Genomic DNA, 17,896 nt, shown 5'->3' with positions numbered 1-17,896 from the left:
TTTGTATGGATTGGCGGGCAAGGTCGTCAGGCACGCACGGGAGGTTATTCTGAAGGTGCGGCGCGGCGGCTATGGAGTGATGCGTGAGATACGACATCGAAGCTATGAGTTTTGTTATGGGTGACAAAAGCTGCGTTCAATGGTTTGCGGAAAAAAGACTTGGCAAAGGTCTGAGGGAGGGGTGCGGCCTTTTCCTTAGAAAACAGGCTGAGGATTCTTCCCTGGCCATCCTGGAGGGGGCGATGAGTCCGCCGGACTCCTAAAAAAAGGGCTGAAACGCCCTGAAATGTTCAAACCACCCCTCCGGCAAATCCAATCGCGGATTTTGGGTAAGTATTCCAATTGAAGACAATATATTGTATGTCTTTATAAAATTATGCATCTTGGCGCTGAGGCAGAATTCTCAGGGATAAGAAAGCAGCCGATGCTTAAGTGGAAAGGAAGCGGGAATGGGCGTGAGAATAGCTATAGTTGATGACGAAGCCACGGTTTGCAAGCGTCTTGCAAGCGTTCTGGAAGCGGAAGGCTTTGAAACCGAGGCCTTTCAGACCGCCAAACCCTTTCTGGACCGCATGGGCAGGCGGGCCTTTGACGTGGTTTTTCTCGACCTGTCCCTCCCGGACATGAACGGCATGCAGGTTTTGTCCCAACTCAAGGCCGGCTGCGAAGACGTGGAAATCATCATCATCACCGGGCAGGGAACCATCGAGTCCGCTGTGGAAGCCATGAAGCTCGGCGCCTTCCATTACGTATCCAAGCCGTTCCGGCTGCATGACGTGCGCTCCCTGGCCAAGGCGGCCGGCGAAAAAATCCAGCTTCGGCGGGAAAATAAAAGCCTGCGGGCCGCTTTGGCAGGCACGGACTTCATCTCCGGATTTATCGGCGCCAGCCCCAGGATGCAGACGGTTTTCGCCACCATCAAAAAGGTTGCGGCCGTGGACTGCAACGTGCTGCTGCAGGCGGAGACCGGAACCGGCAAGGAAATGGCCGCCCGGGCCATTCACAAACTGAGCCCGAGAAAAGACGCTCCTTTTGTATCCTTCAACTGCGGAGGATTTACCGAAGAGCTGATTTCCTCCGAACTTTTCGGGCACGAAAAAGGAGCATTTACCGGCGCAACGGCAACCAAAATCGGTTTATTCGAATCCGCGGACGGCGGCACGGTGTTTCTGGATGAAATAGGCGAAATGCCCATTTCCATGCAAGTGCGTCTTCTGACCGTTTTGCAGGACAAACGCATCCTGAGGGTGGGCGGCGCCCGGCCCATTGAACTGAACGTCCGCATCATCGCCGCCACCAACAAAGACCTGAAGCGCGCCGTGGAAAAAGGGGAATTTAGGGAAGATTTGTTTTACAGGATCAATGTTGTGGAAATCAACCTGCCCAAACTGGAGGAGAGGCTGGACGACATTCCCCTTCTCGTCGCCCATTTCATCGAAAAATTCAATCAGGCTTTTGGCAAGAAAATCAAAAAGATATCCCCTTCCGCCTTGTCCATCCTCATGGGGTACAGCTTTCCCGGAAACGTGCGCGAGCTGGAAAACATCATACAGCGGGCCGTGGCTCTGGCGGAAAAGGACTCCATCCAAATCCAGGACCTGCCGCCGGACTTGCAGGAGCTGGAGTTTTCGGGCATGAAGGGCGAAGGCCTGCTCACCCTGGCTGAAATGGAAAAGCAGCACATCGCCCGGGTTTTGTCCGTGGCTGGCGCCAACATCGGCCTGGCTTGCAATATCCTCGGGCTTCCCCGCACAACCTTGTGGCGGCGGATGCGCAAGTATAATCTGAGTAAGGAGGAATGATTGCTTCCAACCGGGTTTTCATTCTGAAACGAGCTTAACTTTTATAACATATTGAATTTTATAAATAAGCCAACATTTTCCTATTTTTCCGCCGTTCTTGTTTCAAAATGAAACCAAAATCCGTTGCATGAGCTGGAAATTGAGCTCTTTTTCCTGATTTTCCATATTTAAAGCGCCTTGGGAAAAATATTTTTCCGTCCCCGAGGCGCCGCCTTCACAGCTTCAGCATATTCCTTATAACCTGCTAGTATTAAATACAATTGTTCATCTTCATCTTTCCTCAAATATAGGCGTCCTTTTTCAAAAACCAACTCCCAAGCCTCCTTCTTCTAGAGCATGGTGGCGCCCTAATTGCCATTTAGCGGGGAGCAGGTGGAAAACGGGAGAAATGGTCAGCCATGAAAAAGGTATTGGTTGGAATGGATTCTAGGACAGAGAACTTTTGGCCCTTTATTTACGCCGTGAATCTGGCCAAACGCGTGCAGATGAAGCTCTATGTGCTGCTTGTCATGAGTCCCCAGAGATCCCCCTCTGAAAGCGAAAAAGGCCCGCAAGGCGGGTCTTCCTTCCGCAAACGCCTGGAAACCCTGATTTCCGACGGGCGCTCCATGGGAATTTCCATCGAATATTACATAGCCAACGGCTCCTTCAAGGAAGAGCTGATGGGCTTGATTCAGGATCAGGAGATATCGCTGTTGGTGCTCGGGGCTCCTCCGGCCGGGACCAGGGGCGATTTGGAAAAGATGGACAGCCTCTTGGAGGAGATCAAGTTCCGGACATCGTGCCGGATTGAGGTTGTTCATCCCAGGAACCCAGCCCAAGAAAAGATAAGGAACGGATAATGCCACACTTGTACTTGCCAATTGCCGGGAACAGCATCAATGTGCTGGTGATCTTCGCCGTGGGGGGAGGCGTCGGCCTTCTTTCAGGCATTTTTGGAGTCGGCGGGGGTTTTTTAATGACCCCGCTGCTTATCATGCTCGGAATCCCGCCCACAGTCGCGGCGGCTTCCGACTCCAACCAGATCGTAGGAGCCTCCACGTCCGGGACCCTGGCCCATTACCGCTTGGGCAACGTGGATTTTAAAATGGGCATCCTCCTTTTGTTGGGAGGCGTGGCGGGCGGGACGCTGGGCGTTCAGTTGATCAAGATTCTGCGGGCTTCAGGCAACGCCGATTTTCTGATCAACATCACCTATGTGGTCATGCTGGGCTTTGTGGGCGGCTACATGTTTTTCGAAAGCCTTCAGGGGCTGAGAAAAACGGAAGCAGCGGCCGCTCCGCCGGAGCCCAAAGACAACGCCTACGCAAGAATGATGGAAAATCTTCCCTGGCAGACCAATTTCGAGAAGTCCGGGATCCGGGTTTCTTTGATGCTGCCTTTGTTTTTGGGAACCATGGTGGGGGTTCTGGCCGCCATCATGGGCGTGGGCGGCGGATTCATCATGGTGCCGGTCATGGTTTATCTCCTCAGGATGCCCATGCACGTGGTGGTGGGCACCACGCTCTTCCAGATTTTGTTCACGTGCATCAACGTCACCATCATGCAGGCTTCCACCAACCACACCGTGGATTTCGTCCTGGCGGTGATCTTGCTGGCCGGCTCCACCATTGGAGCCCAATTCGGAGCAAAGATCAGCCGAAAAATGGGCGGCGATCAGTTGAAGATCCTGCTGGCCGTCCTGGTGCTGCTGGTCATGTTTAAAATGTTGTTTCACCTTTTATTCCCGCCTGAAATCATGTTAGCGTATATGGGAGGGCACTGATTATGCGTAATAAATTCTTGCCGGCGATCGGCCTGGCCCTCGTAATGCTTCTTGTCTGTGCTGCGTCCGGCGCAGCCCAGACCTCATCATCCATCCATCTGGAGCCGGGTACGGTATCCATCGGCGCCATGTACAACGGCGCGCAAGTCACGCTTACAGGAACGATTCCCGCCTCGGCCCAGGTGCTTGTGGAAGTCAAGGGGGAGCGCGACAAAGTCGTTCTTTCCAAAAAAGGCAAAGCCTTTGGCCTGCTGTGGATGAACACGGGCGAAGTCTCCCTGGAAAACGCCCCCACAGTGTACATGCTCAATCTGCCCGAGGCCTATTCATCGGAAGAAGACGGCGGCAACGCCGCCCTGACGAGCCTGGGCGTGGGTTTTGACAAACTGGCCGGAGAGGTTTCCATTGAGTCTTCCGACTGCGACGCCAATAACAAAGCCCTGTTCGAAGAATTCGTAAAGCTGAAGAAAAAGGAAGGGCTCTACGCCCTCAATAACAATGCCGTTAAGTATACGGGCGAGAAAAATGGCGTCCGTTCGTTCTCCTGCAACATCTCCCTGCCGCCGCGCATGAAGCAGGGGGATTACGTGGTCACGGCGGTGGTTATTAAAGACGGAAAAGCGGCTGAAAGGGATGACAGGCCTCTTGAGATCAAGCGTGTCGGGATTCCCGAGTTTATGGCGAAAGTCGCGTATGAGCACGGCGCCCTTTATGGAATCATCGCCTCGGTCATCGCCATTATGGCGGGGCTCGGCATGGGGCTGATTTTCGGCGGCGATGGCGGAAGCCACTAATCCATAAGTCGATCCGCCTGTCCGGGCTTGTTGAACAGCCGGGCGGACGGATTGGCGCCCTAAGGAAAAGAGCTATGGAAGGTTTTTTTAAAAAAGGACTGTTTTTCAAACGGAGCGGATCCAAGGCCGCCCGCGACGGGCAAAATCCGGCCAAACGTCCTTTTTCAAAAACCTTTGATATCTTTCAAAAAACGCTCAGCCTCAATAATCAAGCCCTGGAGGCCATTGCCATGCTCGGAGACGTCCTGAGCGGGGACTACATCTTTGACCAGCACTTCATTGAAGTGAAAAGCCGTGAACTGGCGGAAACCGTGTATCAGCTTATAGGCAGCCTGAACACCTTGTCCCCCAAGTTTCAGGGCTTGTATGAAGTGTTCCAGCGGATCAATGATGAAATCGAGCAGGAGCTTTCGGGCAGGTTGGTGATCCCTAAATCCGACTATGTCATGCCCTATTCCGCGGCAAGCCGGGATTTTCAGGACGTGGTCGGAGCCAAAAACGCCAATCTGGCTGAGGTGGCCAATGCATTGGGGTTTAAAACGCCTCCGGGCTTTGTGGCGACCACCCGCGCTTTCGGCGCGTTCATGGATCACAACGATCTTTGGGAAAAAACCGAATCGCTGACAAAGGCTTGGAAGACCGGGGAGATTTCCCTGGAAGACGCGTCCGAAAAAATCCAATCCATGATCCTGGACGCAAAGGTTCCCAAAGAGGTTCGGAAGGAAATCCAGCAGGCTGTGGGCAAACTGGAGCGGGAGCAGGGTTATAAAAACCTGTATTTCGCCGTTCGCTCAAGCGCGGGAGGCGAAGACGGGGAGCACAGCTTTGCAGGCCTGCATTTAAGCGTGTTGAATACTCCCCCGGAAGAGTTGCTGGACGCCTATAAGCGGGTGATCGCCAGCCTGTATTCCGGGGCGGTCATGGAATACCGCAAAGACAAAGGCTTTCTGGAAAGCGAGGCGGTCATGGCCGTGGGATGCCTGGTCATGGTGGACGCCCAGGCGAGCGGCGTGGTCTATACCATGGACCCCATGAACCCCGACAGCGGCAAGATGGTGATTTCTTCCGCCAGGGGGCTTGGCGCATCCGTGGTTTCGGGCGACGTATCCGGGGACAGGCATCTGGTCTCCCGCACGGCCCCTTTCGCCATTGAAAAAGTGCAGACGGAGCCCCAGGAAAAACTTCTGTCCCCAAAGCCGAACGGCGGAGTCGACTTCACCCCTGTGGAAGAAAACCTGCTAGGGAAGCAGGCTCTCAGCCGGGAGCAGCTGCAGACATTGGCGGAAGCCGCCCTTCAAATAGAGCGGCATTTTAAAAGGCCGCTGGACATCGAGTACGCTTTTGACAAAGAGGGCGAAATGTACATCCTGCAGGCGCGGCCGTTAAAGCTGCAGACGGAGTGCATCTTGCTGGCAAGGGACCTGCCCGCCCTTTTATCCGATTACAAAATCATCTTCAAGGACCAGGGAACCGTGGCCCAACGCGGAGTAGGCGCGGGAAGGGTGTTCCTGGCGACGCAACGCGATGAAGATTTAGACGACTTTCCCTCCGGCGCAATCCTTGTGGCGAGACACACATCTCCTCGTTTTGCCAAGATAATTCGCAAGGCGGGCGCCATCCTAACTGACGTAGGTTCGCCTACAGGCCACCTGGCTACCATCGCCCGAGAGTTCCGAGTCCCTGCCATTGTGGGAAGCCAGGTGGCCACCAGCCTACTTAAACAGGGCCAGGAAATTACAGTGGATGCGGAAGCAAACATCATCTACGACGGCATAGTCAAGGAGTTGGAGACTTACAACCTGTGCGAGGAGCATATTGAAGAAAGCCATGAATACAGGCTGCTGCGCCGCATCTTGAAAAAGGTCGCCCCTTTGAATCTGGTGGATCCGCATTCCAGGAGCTTTTCGCCCCAGGGCGCCCGGACTTTCCATGACATCACCCGGTTCGTGCACGAAAAGGCGGTGGAGGAGTTGATCAACCTCCAAAACGTCCACCGCCACGATCCGGACACGGTTTCGGGTAAGCTGAAAATTCCCGTTCCTTTGGATCTTGTACTGATAGACATCGGCCATGGGCTTGCGCCTCGGGAGAACAAGCGGGTTATCACCATGGACGACATTCAGTCTTTGCCCATGAAAAGTTTTATCAACGGTCTGACCAAGCCGGGAGCATGGAGCACGGCCCCGGCGAACGTGGATTTCAGCAGCTTTATGTCCAGCCTGACCCGGACCTTCGCTTCCGGGCTTTCCAGCCCGGACATGGTCGGCCAGAACCTGGCCGTCATATCGGACAATTATGCGAATATCAGCCTGAGGCTCGGCTATCATTTCAACATGATCGACTCCTATATCGGCGACAACCAAAACAGCAACTACGCCTACTTTCGGTTTATGGGCGGGGTTACGGACGCGACCAGACGCTCCCGAAGAGCCCGCTTTTTAGCGGAATTGCTGAGCATTGGGGATTTTCGGGTGGAAATCCGGGGGGATCTGGTGGTGGCGCGTCTGAAAAAGCTGCCCAGCGCGGTCATGCAGGGGAAGCTGTATTTCCTGGGAGTCCTGGTGGCATACGCAAGGCAGCTGGACGTGCAGATGACCAGTGACAGCCATGTAAGCATGTACGTTGATATGTTTAGAAATTTGATGCAGTCCAACGCAGCATAGGACAAGGAGCGCCCGCCATGGAACAAAAACCCTTACGCATCCTGATACTGGATGACGAACCCATCGTGTGCAAACGTTTGCAGCCCGCCTTGGAAAAAAACGGTTACGAGGTGGAAATTTTCACTTCCAGCATGGAGGCTGTGCAGCGTTTTCGCAAGGCCCAATTCGACATCGTGGTCACGGACTTGAAAATGAAGGAACTGGACGGCCTGCAGTTTCTTACAGAGGTGAAGGATAGCTCTCCCAACACCGAGGTGATAGTAATTACCGGGTTCGCCACCATGGAAACCGCCAAGGAGTCTTTCCGCAAGGGAGGGTTTGATTTTCTTTCCAAACCTTTCAAAATCGGAGAGATGCTGGAAGTGATCAAAAGAGCGGAGGCGAAAGTCAGGCAGCGCCAGGCCGAATCGCCTTCGCGGGAAGGATAAGAGAGGTGAAGCGTTATGATTAATGCACTCGTAGCAATAGACCTGGACCTGGGATCGAGCCTCGCCATCCGATATGCGGAGAGCATTTCCGACCTGATAGACATGACCGTCCAGAGCGTCCACGTGGTGGTCCCGGATAAAAGCGGCCCTGAGCCAGGCATGGGGTGGGTGCGCAAGACCTGGGAAACCGCCATGAAAAACACGGACCGGGAGGATATTGAGAGATTTCTCGAGTTGGAAAACGCGGTCCGCCCCAGGTTTTTCAAGCCGAAAATTTTACTAGGCGACCGCCAGGAGGAGTTGCTGCACGAGCTTCAGGCGGGAGATTACGATCTGTTCATTGAAGGCGCCCTGCCCACGTTCAACCCGGCCGACTTTAACGCCCTGGTCAACTCACGCCTTTACAAGCTCATGCCCTGCCCCGCGGCCATGATCGTAAAAAATCTTGTGACGCCGCAGAAGGCGGCCTTGCTCCTGGATGATGACATCGATTATTCGCCCCTGGTTTCCTCTTTTCTTTCCGTGCTTAACAAACCGGTGATGGACCTGGACGTCTATTACTGCCGGTTTGGTAAAGGTTCGGATGTGGAAGTGGTGAGCCAGGCGCCCGACTCGCCGTTGTTCGCCAAGGCGGTGGACAAGCTGAAAGAGGCCGGATGGGAGCCCAAGGCATGCCGGGAAATCACCGGGTCTCCGAAAGAAATCTCGGAAGCGCTGAGAGAATACAGCCTGGCCGCGTCGGCTTTAAAGCATTCGTCCAACAAAAAGAACCCCATGGCGGAAACTCTGGGCAGGGTGCTGTCCTCCGTCCTGCTCTGTTGGGGATAGGTTGCAAATAACGCTTTAATATTTTACAAAAATCCGGGAGGCGATCATGAGAATATTAGTGGCCCTGAACGGCAGTCCATCCAGCATACACATGGTTCGCGAAGCAGCCCAGCTGGCCCGGAACACCTGGGCGGACGTCACGCTTCTGGGAATAACGCCCGTGGACTCCTCGCCTCCAAACCATAATGGCGGAGAGCCTCCCAAGGGCTTCCGTCAGGTTATGGAAGGCTTTCTGCACGATTTTCTGGAGATGGTGAACGATTCGGAATCCCCTTATCCCCAGAGCCTGACCGAATACAAATGGAAGGATGCGGATAAGGGCGCCTGGGACCTGGACTGCCAGCAACCCGCTCCGGGGAAAAAGCAATTAACCCTGCGCATGCGGGCCGGAAACGCGGCCAAAATCATCCTGGGTCACGCCCAGGTCCTGGAAAGCGACATCATAGTCATTGGATGCGGCAAAGGGGTGGGCTGCACCTGGGACGGATCCCTGGAAGTCCCCCGCACTATTGTCAACAACGCGTCCTGCTCGGTGTTCGCCGTCAAGGAGGAAAAGCAGCCTCGCATGGTGGTTTGCTGCCTGGACAACGACAACGTGAGCCAGGCCTCCCTGGAATTGGTCAACCAGCTTGTTACCATCTATCACGCCGAGTTGGGCCTGGTGGGGGTTACCGGAGCGGAAGGTCTGAAAGAAGAAGTGGACCGCAAGATGGGCCAGTTGCTGGATTATTACGCCGGGAGCGACATCCGGGCCTGGGTCCAGCTGGTGGAGGCGTCCTCTTTGGAGTCTTTCATCGCCCAGGCCGCCCAAAAGGACCTGGTGGCCTTGTGGATGGGCAAGCAATCTTTTCTGGACAAAATCTTCTTTAGACAACGCCTTGGCAAGCTGATAGAAACGGCTCAGTCGTCAGTGTTGATCCTTAGGTAATGTTGTCAAAATGGCGCCCTAACAGGCCTCTAAACAAAAAAACGCATGGGAACCTATGTCGAACAAGGACGAACAAGCATCCTATGATGCGGTGATTGCACCTTCCAGCCGTTCCGTGGCCGATTCCATCATGGCCATTGAAAAGGCTCTTTCGGAAAGGCCTAAATTGAGCATTCGCTTTCGCATCACCATGGCTTTTACCATTGCGTTCCTGTTTTCGTTCGCAATCGCCATATCCTCCATAGTGTTCATATCACGCCTGAACGTCAACCAGGAGCACCTGGACCGGGTCGGCGCCCTGGTTTTCAACATAGAGCAAGCCCGCCGGCACGAAAAAAACTTTTTCCTCTACGGCGCCAAGACGGACATCTTTGACGCTCTCGCCAGCATCCAACTGGCGACGGAAGCGTTTCACGGCAAGGCTCAGGGAATCAGGCCCCTGGTAAGCGAGGACATCTTCACCCAGGTGGAAGCAGAGTTAAAGGAATACTCGGCGTTGCTGACCGAAATAAGCCATGCGCCCGCAATGTCGACGGCGCAGGAGGACGGCGACAAAGGATTGGAAGCCAGGGTGCGCGTCGCCGGGCATCAGGTTATGACCCACGCCACTAACCTTATGAATCAGGCGCACCTGAAAGTCCGGGCCATGGCGCATATGTTCATGGTCGCCGCCATTTTCATCATCATCCTGAATCTCATCGTGATGATTTGGGTGGCAACGGAAATGGCGCGCCAGATCCTGCAGCCCCTGGGAAGGTTTGTGGGATATGCGGAAAGAATCGGCGCCGGGGATTTTCGTCCGGTCACGCCCCAGCGGAAGTATCGGGACGAATTTTCCAACCTGGCCATCGCCATCAACAGCATGGTGCGGGAGCTTTTGGAAAAGCACGAAGAGCTTCTGCAATCCCGCAAAATGGCCGCCGTAGGCACTCTGACCTCGGGCATCGCCCATGAGTTGAACAATCCCCTGAACAACATAAGCCTGACCACGGAAACCCTGCTGGAAGGGATGGAGGATTATACCCGGGAAGAAGCCCTGGAAATGCTGAGGGACATCTTTGTCCAGGTGGAGCGGGCCAGCGGCACGGTGAAAAACCTCCTGGACTTCACCCGCAAGGATCAGGCGAGATTCGAGCCCGTGGACCTGGGCGAGGTTGTGGAGTCCAGCTTTCAACTGGTGGAAAACGAGTGTTCTCTGAACGAGGTGGAGACGCAAAACCTCATCGACATCGGCCTGCCGAAAGCTCGCGCCAATTTCAGGAATCTTCAGCAAGTCCTGTTGAATATGTTCCTGAACGCCATCCACGCCATGCCCCAAGGGGGCAGGATTGATGTGGAATCCCACCTGGAAGGCGATTGGCTGAAGATGGATATCGCCGATACAGGCAGCGGCATCGAGAAAAAAAACCTGGAACGCATTTTCGATCCTTTCTTTACCACCAAGGAAGTGGGCCGGGGGACCGGCCTGGGCCTCTCCGTCAGCTATGGGATCATCGAGAAAATGGGCGGCAGGATCACTGTCGCCAGCGAAGAGGGGGAAGGCACGACCTTTTCCATTTTTCTGCCCGTCTGGCGGGAAGAAGATTTGGATCACGATGCGCATGAGCAGTAGCCATTCATGCCCGTTTTTTAAACAAGGCCTTTAATGCCGCCGCCTTGCTGGTTTTCTTCTTCTAAGACAGCCAAGCATCCGGGCTGCGGACAAGGGCGTCTTGTTTTTTTGGACGAGGCGGGGCGCAGTCTGTTTTCCCAATCCCGCAAGGCAAAAAAGCCCCAATGACGCGGACTGGCTGCGGAAGTATCTTGCCAAGTTCGGATTGGATTGGAGCAGCGTCAAGGCTGGATAATTGGGGACGCCCGGGAATATTGCCCCGTATTCCGCGGACGCCCCCCTGGGTTTATCCACCGACAGGAGTCAAACCCAATTCGGTGTTTTTATTCTTTCAGAATCCTGCCCATTTCAAACAGAATGTCCTGTTTCCGTATGATGCCCAGAACCTCTCCCTGGTCCGTCACGGCCAGTCTGCCGGTTTCATTTTGGAGCATGGAATACACGGCCTCCATGAGATTGGCGTCGGCGTCTATGGTCAGGGGCGCCGGGCTCATTATATCCTTCAGGCGCGTGTTGGCGTTTTGCGCCAGTTGGGCGCATAGAATGCCTCGCCAGAACATGGGGGAATACTGGATGCTGTCCGCCGTGGACGGCTTGGGCGCCGAAAGATAGGCGGGCACGACCGCGTTGAAGATGTCCTCTATGGCCAGCACGCCCAGCATCTTTCCAGAGGAGGACAAGACCAGCAGGGAATTGTGCCCCGACTCCGTGAGGCTGGAGGTGTTGTCCCGGCCCAGGTAGGATTGCTTGAGCGTGGCCACGGCGTCTTTCAGGGTGGCGTTTTCCGCCAGGGTGCTGTATGCGCTGATGGGAATCATGACGTCCCGCACCAGCTTTTCGGAGTCTCCGTTACCTATGTCATGTCCGCTTTGCCGGTAAGCGTCGGTAATGCGGGAGGCCAGCAGATCCATGGAGCATGGCTTGGACAGGTAGTCGAAGGCGCCCTGATCCTTGGCTTTTTCCGCCGACGGCAGGGCGCCGTGGCCGGTCAGCATGATCACCGGCGTTTCCGGGCTGATTTTTTTGATTTCCTTCAAAACCTCATGGCCGCTGATTCCCGGCATTTTAATGTCCAGGATCACCACATCGGGTTTTTCCTTGATCATCGTCAGGGCCTGCTCTCCGGTGGCGGCCGCCAAGGTTTCAAAGCCTCGTTTATCCAGGATCCTTTTCGTAGTGGCCCGAAATTGATCCTCGTCATCCACCAGCAGGACTTTTATGGACTCGTTCATATGTTTCCTCCCGTGCAGGCCGGAGGGTTGTCCGGGCCTGCACCAAAAAAGGGCGATTTCGCCGCCTTGTCATGATTTCAAAAAGACGCTGGATCCCCGTTTCCGGGAGCGCGTCATGATGATTGCATACTGCCGCAATCATCCCGCCGGCTCCCTGCACGGGGATGACGGGGACTGGAGGCCGTTGCAGCCGCAATAATTTTGGGAACCCTCCCCCTTCCATCAATGGGCTGCATGCGCCCTTGGAACTTTCGTCCGCCCGAAAGGATCGTCATCCCCGCAAGGGACGGCCCGCTTTTTGGGGTCTGTCCCGCAAGCGGGGACCCAGTGTCTTGCATTTTATCCAATGGATCCTCCACTTGTTGGACCCTAATTCGACCGCAAGCCTGCTATGGCAAGCATGAGGGACCAGAAAAAAACGTTGGTCGTCACAAAGGCGGCCAAAGCCGCCAGGATGGATTTCAGCCAGGATATTTTGCACGCCTTGACCGTTCCGAGAATAATCAAAATCCATCTCCAGGGTTCGGTAAACCACACAAACAAAGGAATCCAGGCGGCCAGCATGGTCACGCCGGAAGCGTAGGCGTGTATGGCCATGACAGCCCTGAATTTGACGGTCCGCCCCATGAACATGGTCATGAACAGGAAGCAAGCCGCCGCGGAAACCATGGGCATGAACATGGCGTTTATGAAGTACACGCCCGCCATGATCGCGTAATCATGGGCCAGGCAGGTGAGGCTGGCGCCGGTGAAAAACAGGGCGCTGGCCAGCAGAAATCCCAGGGGTTTGGACAAGGAGGCTTCCTGGTCAAGAGACGCAAAAAACACCCCCGGCCTGCTTAACACCCCGGTCAGGGCTTGAAAGTAACCTATGATTCCCGAGTTGTTGGGTCTTGCTTTTTCCGCCAAATCCATAATTTCCGTCTTCCTTTGCTGATATGGGTTTACAAAACGCCCAGTCTGCCCAGAACTCCCAGGACCAGCATGACGCCTGTCAGGATAAAGAATATAAGCCTCTCCGTATCCCGGTCAAAGTAGGTCCGTCCCTTTTCGTGGACAAACCGTTTGGCGCTGTCGTCTCTGACCTTTCCTTCAAATGGATGCATGCGCATTTCCTCCTTGGCTGAATGTTTTTCCCGGCGGCCTTAGAAGGCCGGCAAGCCGGAAAACCCCCTGAAGCACCAGTAAACCGCGACCAAGAGAATGACCACGATGTTGGCGACGAACCACATGGGGAGTCCCACCCGCAGGTAGTCCTTGGGCTCCAGGTATCCGCCCGCGTAGACGATGGCGTTGGGCGGGGTGCCTATGATCAGGCAGTAGGCGAAGGACGAAGCAATCGCCGTACCCATGGCCATGAAAGGCAGATAGGTGGTGCCGGGATGAACCAGGCCGGCCATATTCAGAGATATGGGGCCGACGGCGGCTGCAGCCGGGCCGTCCGCCATGAGGTTGGTGAGCACCGCGGTGAGGCCGTTGTTCACCAGCATGAGAGGCAGGCCCGAGTCCATGCCCATAGGCGCCAGGGCGTCCAGGATGCTCCTGGCCATCCAGTAAGCGGCGCCCGTGCTGTCCAGAGTGCGGCCGAAGATGATGGCGCCGGCGTACAGCCAGACTACGCCCCAGTCCACCCGCTCCTGGTAGTCGCGCCAGTTGCACACGCCGGTAAGCAGGTAGGCCACGGCGCCGGCCACGGCGATGACGCCGATGCCCAAACGGACGGGGTAGATGCCCATGTCGTAAAAGGCTTTTTCCGTAAACCAGCCGAAGACCATGACCACGAAAATCACAAAGGCCCAGATTTGCTTGGAGTTCCACTTGCCCATCTTGCCTATCTCGCGGGACAACTGATCCATGGCGGGCGCCAGGGAGTGGATTTGGGGCTTAAACCGCCAGTTGACCATGAACCAGGTGATGGGGATCATGATAATGAGAAAGGGGAAGCAATAGGTGACCCATTGGAAATATCCGATATCCATGCCGAACATGTCGTTCAGATAGGTCATCATGATAACGTTCCTTGCGCCGCCCGAAGGGGCGCCGGGGCCGCCGATGTTGCAGGCCATGGCGATGGCGATCATGAGCAGTTTGGCCAGTTCCTTGTCTTCAGGAACCTCTTTGCTCAGGCTGTTTTGATATAAAAGGATGCCGATGGGCAAAAACATGGCGGCCAGGGCGTGGTCGGAAATAAAGGCCGCCAAGGGGGTAATGATGACGAAGAAGATCAGGGTGACCCACTTGACGTTTGGCACGGCCAGCTTCTTGAACATCATGAGGCACACCCTTTTGTCCACCCCGGTTTTTACAAACGCGGCGGCGAACATAAGGCTGCCCATGATAAACCAGCAGGCGTCGCTCCAATAAAGCCCGGCCACGTCGTTGCGGGACACCACGCCGGTAAACACCAGTATGAGGCCGATGCAGAAGGCAACGCCCGGCAACGGAATGCACTCCGTCAGGAAGCAGAACACCACGAAAGCCATCATGGCTATGGCCACCTTGATGTGCCAGGCGCCTTTGTCAGCAGCGGCTTTGTCCTTGCCGGTGAGCTCCTCGTATTTCAGGTCGTGCTTTCGGAGCTTCAGGGCGTCCTGCATCATTTTTCCGAAGGCCTCGCCGGACAGATTGTTCTGGACATAGGCCTGGGCTTTGTCAAAATTGGCCTGCGTGGCCTCAATGTCGTATTTGGAACACCATTTCATGTTGCGTTTCATAAAGCGGTCTTTAGTCAACGCGCCCATGCGCAGGTTCTGTTCCATCATCTTGGCCAGCAAAAGCTGCCATTGCTCGGCATCGGCGCTGGTTTTGCCGAACAGTTCTTGAGTGATAGAGTTAACGACGACTTTGGTCCCCACCTGGTATTCGGCGCCCACGTCTTTCATTCCGTAAGGCGTAGGCAGGATGAGGATGACGAAAAATAAAATCACCGGGATGCTGAACAATTTCCAATCAACGAACTTGTCGTAGCCGGTGGCCTTTCCCTTTTTTGTTTCTGACATGGCGATCTCCTGAACTTTATCGGACGGCCTGGAGGCAGGCGCCTACTCCGCCTTTTGCCTGAGTATTTCCCTGGGAGACTTGACGTATGATCGGGCCTGGGCCATGGAAATCCGCTCCTCAATTCCCATGCGCCTTTTAAAGGCTTGTTCCACCCTGCCCAACAGATCGTTGATGTCGCAGGGCTTCATCACGTAATCAGAGGCCCCGGATTTCATGCCGTCCACCGCATCCTCCACGGTGGCGTGCCCGGTCAGCATGATCACTTCCGTAAGCGGGTACAGGGTTTTAATCTTTTTGAGCGTTTCCAGACCGTCCATGCCGGGCATTTTAACGTCCAGTACAACCACGTGGACGGTGTGCATGCCCAGCAGTTCCAAAGATTCCTCCCCGCTGGAGGCGGTGAGAGCTTCGTACCCCGCCTTGGTGAGGAGTTTTTTCGTGGTTTCCAGGAATCTTTCCTCATCATCCACCAGCATCAGCTTTAATTTTTCCATCCCTTGCTCCTTTCCCGGATGGCCGGTCATTACGACGCGCAATTCGGCCAGCCATTTTTGGTCATCCCGCCGCCGGCAGGGTAATCACGAATTCGGTTCCCACGCCCGGCTCGCTGTTAACGGTTATGTTTCCACCCATTTTTTCAATAATTCCGTAGCAAATGGACAACCCAAGGCCAGTCCCTTTGCCCACGGGCTTGGTTGAGAAAAAGGGCGTAAAAATCTTTTCCATGTTTTCCTGAGAAATGCCGCCGCCGTTATCCTTAACCCGGATGACCGCCTTATCGCCTTCCCGGTTGCAGTCCAGCTTCAACTCTCCGCCGCCGGCGGTTCCGTGCCTGTCCACCATGGCGTAGATCGCGTTGTTAATAAGGTTGAGCAGCACTTGTTGAAGCTGTGCCGGATCGGCGTTAACCCGTATTGGGGGGGGCTCGGTTTGGAGGGATAGGGCAACGCCGTCCAGCTCAGCCTTTCGGGCGATCATGTGCGTCACTTCAGGGAGGGTTTCGCACAGATCAATGGTCTGGGGAGTCAAATCTTTTTGCCGGGCGAATTTTAATATGGCGCTTGTAATGGACGCGCACCGGTCCACCTGCTTTTTGATTTGCTCCAAGGAGTCTTCCATATCCCTGGAGTCCTCGGATTCCTGCAATTCGCCGCGTTTTTTCAGGTCAGGGATTATGGTGTCGATAAGCGCGCTTTCCGCCCTGATAATCTGTAAGGGATTGTTGATCTCGTGGGCGAACCCGGAAGACATCTCGCCGATTTCAGCCAGCCTTCCGGCCACCACCAATTGCTGGTTAAGCTGGCTTTTTTCCTGGTCCGCCTGCTGAATCCGGGCGATAATCCGGTTGCTCATATAAAAGGCCAGGAATGAAATCATGGCGCCGCCGACCAGGGCGATTATCAAGACCCAAAAACCCGCCTGGTTAAGGTCTGCAAAAGTATCGGACGTCTCCTGCCTGGCGACCAGCAGCCAGGGCTGCGAGGGAAGCCAGGTGGCGACGTAAAGATATTCGCTGCCGTTCTTGTCTTGCAGTATGCAGCTTTGGGCGCCATGATGCTGCGTGAGCAGGTTTTCCGCCTCCGGGTCCAGCTCCATCAGGTATCCGCCCGAGCGGCGGCTGGTCTGGAACATGCCTTCCTGATTCAGGATGTAGGCCTCGCCCGTCTTGCCCATGCGGACCTTCTCCACCACTTCCGTAAACAGATAGGGATCGATGGTGGCCCGCAACACCCATGTCCTGTCTTCATCCTTTTGGGCAATGGCGATTACAAAGTGAGGGACTTTTCTGAACCCCTTGAATATATCAGATACGTAACTGCCGTTTTTCCTGACCTGATTGAACCATTGGGAGTCTGAATAGAGTTTGCCGGCAAGCTCGTAGGGGCCGTGATAGGCCACATGCACTCCGGCCTGGTCAAAAACGCCCAGGTCCAAAAACGCGTTGGACTCCTTTTGAAGAATTCTGAAAACCTGGGACAAGGTTTTCTGGTCGCTCAACGATTCATACCCATAGGCTTCAGCCACAAAACCCAGGTCCGCCTTACGCTCTTTCAAAAAGGTGTCCACCAGGCCGGCGTGGTCCTCCACAATCCTCTCCATCCTGGCAACGGCGTCCGCCTTTGTGGATATGGAAAAATGTTCGTACGCCACCGCCGCCGCCAATACAAAAGGGACCAGGGGGGTGATAAGCATGCTGGCCAGAATTTTCCTTTTTAACGAGAAATAGTGATTTTCTTGCATTGCAGCCCCACTAAGCTTGGATTAATTGCGGTACGAAAAACGTTCCGAAAAGCTATATTGGCAGGATTGGCGCCAAGGGGGTTCAGGATGGCCATTTTTGAATAACAAATTAAAATTACGGTGAATTTGAATAACTAAATTATTGAGGCAACCAGAAGATAAACCGCTTTCTTTGTCAGGTATCTTTACGGGCTGTAAAAGCTCTCTAGCGGGATTCCCCAATGAGCCTGGCCTCGCCGGCTGACCGGACATCCAGTGATGGAACGCACATCAAGTTGCTTTTGAACAGGCAGGCATGCTTTGTGTCAGAGGATGCGATTCCTGCCAATACTCTATTTGAGGAAGAAATCTGACTTCCGAAGGGATAAGATCAACCCCCTCCACCTCCAGCCTCAATCCCCCCGTTGTTTTTTTCGTGTAAATGATGGAAAGCGATGGAGGGAAGAGGCTCCGGACAGTTGCGCACCGAAAAATGGGCGTTATGTTCAACTACAAAAGCGTCAGCTTTTTTTACAGTTTGAAAAAATTTCATAAGGACTTGTCGCATTCCTCTGCATGTCATTTTTACAATCTAAAAAAACCTCCTTGCCAGACATACGCACA

At 54.6% G+C, this 17,896-nt stretch carries 15 protein-coding genes; 9 read left to right on the top strand and 6 right to left on the bottom strand.

The annotated features are described in order from the left end of the window. The first annotated feature begins 449 nt into the window (after positions 1–449). From BUE18_RS23245 to BUE18_RS23205, 9 genes are all read left to right on the top strand, one after another. On the top strand, positions 450–1,802 hold the full coding sequence (locus BUE18_RS23245; RefSeq protein ID WP_073478552.1) for a sigma-54-dependent transcriptional regulator: 1,353 nt from the start codon (positions 450–452) through the stop codon (positions 1,800–1,802). Positions 1,803–2,200: 398 nt separating this feature from the next. Next, the gene (locus tag BUE18_RS23240) at positions 2,201–2,644 is read left to right on the top strand and encodes a universal stress protein (protein WP_073478551.1); all 444 of its coding nucleotides are present in this window, start codon (positions 2,201–2,203) and stop codon (positions 2,642–2,644) included. Then, positions 2,644–3,567 carry a sulfite exporter TauE/SafE family protein gene (locus tag BUE18_RS23235; protein ID WP_073478550.1) on the top strand — a complete coding sequence of 308 codons (924 nt, stop codon included), beginning with the start codon at positions 2,644–2,646 and terminating at the stop codon, positions 3,565–3,567. Before BUE18_RS23240 ends, BUE18_RS23235 begins: the two co-directional genes overlap by 1 nt. Positions 3,568–3,569: 2 nt before the next feature. Continuing rightward, entirely contained in the window at positions 3,570–4,361 is a 792-nt protein-coding gene (locus BUE18_RS23230; protein ID WP_073478549.1) for a TIGR02186 family protein, read from the top strand. A 74-nt stretch (positions 4,362–4,435) separates the two neighbouring features. Beyond that, on the top strand, positions 4,436–7,024 hold the full coding sequence (locus tag BUE18_RS23225; protein ID WP_083611246.1) for a PEP/pyruvate-binding domain-containing protein: 2,589 nt from the start codon (positions 4,436–4,438) through the stop codon (positions 7,022–7,024). Positions 7,025–7,041: 17 nt separating this feature from the next. After that, positions 7,042–7,452 (top strand): response regulator, encoded by a 411-nt coding sequence (locus BUE18_RS23220; RefSeq protein WP_073478548.1) that lies wholly within the window; start codon positions 7,042–7,044, stop codon positions 7,450–7,452. A gap of 15 nt (positions 7,453–7,467) precedes the next feature. After that, a complete protein-coding gene (locus tag BUE18_RS23215) occupies positions 7,468–8,280 on the top strand; it encodes a hypothetical protein (RefSeq protein ID WP_073478547.1) in 813 nt (270 codons plus the stop codon). 46 nt (positions 8,281–8,326) lie between these two features. Beyond that, complete coding sequence (locus BUE18_RS23210; protein ID WP_073478546.1) at positions 8,327–9,208, top strand: universal stress protein; 882 nt, start codon at positions 8,327–8,329, stop codon at positions 9,206–9,208. Between the two features lie 55 nt (positions 9,209–9,263). Further along, entirely contained in the window at positions 9,264–10,820 is a 1,557-nt protein-coding gene (locus BUE18_RS23205) for a sensor histidine kinase (protein WP_073478545.1), read from the top strand. A 323-nt stretch (positions 10,821–11,143) separates the two neighbouring features. Here BUE18_RS23205 and BUE18_RS23200 read toward each other — a convergent pair whose 3' ends face one another. The 6 genes from BUE18_RS23200 to BUE18_RS23180 all read right to left on the bottom strand — a co-directional run bounded on the left by BUE18_RS23200 (position 11,144) and on the right by BUE18_RS23180 (position 17,293). Then, the gene (locus BUE18_RS23200; RefSeq protein ID WP_073478544.1) at positions 11,144–12,052 is read right to left on the bottom strand and encodes a CBS domain-containing protein; all 909 of its coding nucleotides are present in this window, start codon (positions 12,050–12,052) and stop codon (positions 11,144–11,146) included. Positions 12,053–12,421: 369 nt separating this feature from the next. Further along, positions 12,422–12,967, bottom strand: coding sequence for a hypothetical protein (locus tag BUE18_RS23195; RefSeq protein WP_073478543.1), 546 nt, complete (start codon positions 12,965–12,967; stop codon positions 12,422–12,424). Between the two features lie 29 nt (positions 12,968–12,996). Further along, positions 12,997–13,158, bottom strand: coding sequence for a hypothetical protein (locus tag BUE18_RS28090; RefSeq protein WP_170868442.1), 162 nt, complete (start codon positions 13,156–13,158; stop codon positions 12,997–12,999). Between the two features lie 39 nt (positions 13,159–13,197). Next, positions 13,198–15,051: an SLC13 family permease gene (locus tag BUE18_RS23190; RefSeq protein ID WP_073478542.1), complete on the bottom strand. Its 1,854-nt coding sequence runs from the start codon at positions 15,049–15,051 to the stop codon at positions 13,198–13,200. 42 nt (positions 15,052–15,093) lie between these two features. Further along, positions 15,094–15,546, bottom strand: a complete 453-nt coding sequence (locus tag BUE18_RS23185; RefSeq protein WP_073478541.1) for a response regulator — start codon at positions 15,544–15,546, stop codon at positions 15,094–15,096. Positions 15,547–15,607: 61 nt separating this feature from the next. Further along, positions 15,608–17,293, bottom strand: a complete 1,686-nt coding sequence (locus BUE18_RS23180) for a sensor histidine kinase (protein WP_073478540.1) — start codon at positions 17,291–17,293, stop codon at positions 15,608–15,610. Positions 17,294–17,896 lie beyond the last annotated feature (603 nt).

This window comes from Desulfatibacillum alkenivorans DSM 16219 (assembly GCF_900142135.1).
GTDB lineage: Bacteria > Desulfobacterota > Desulfobacteria > Desulfobacterales > Desulfatibacillaceae > Desulfatibacillum > Desulfatibacillum alkenivorans.
Note: the sequence above shows the minus strand (reverse complement) of the source record. Positions and strands in the feature narration are given on the sequence as shown.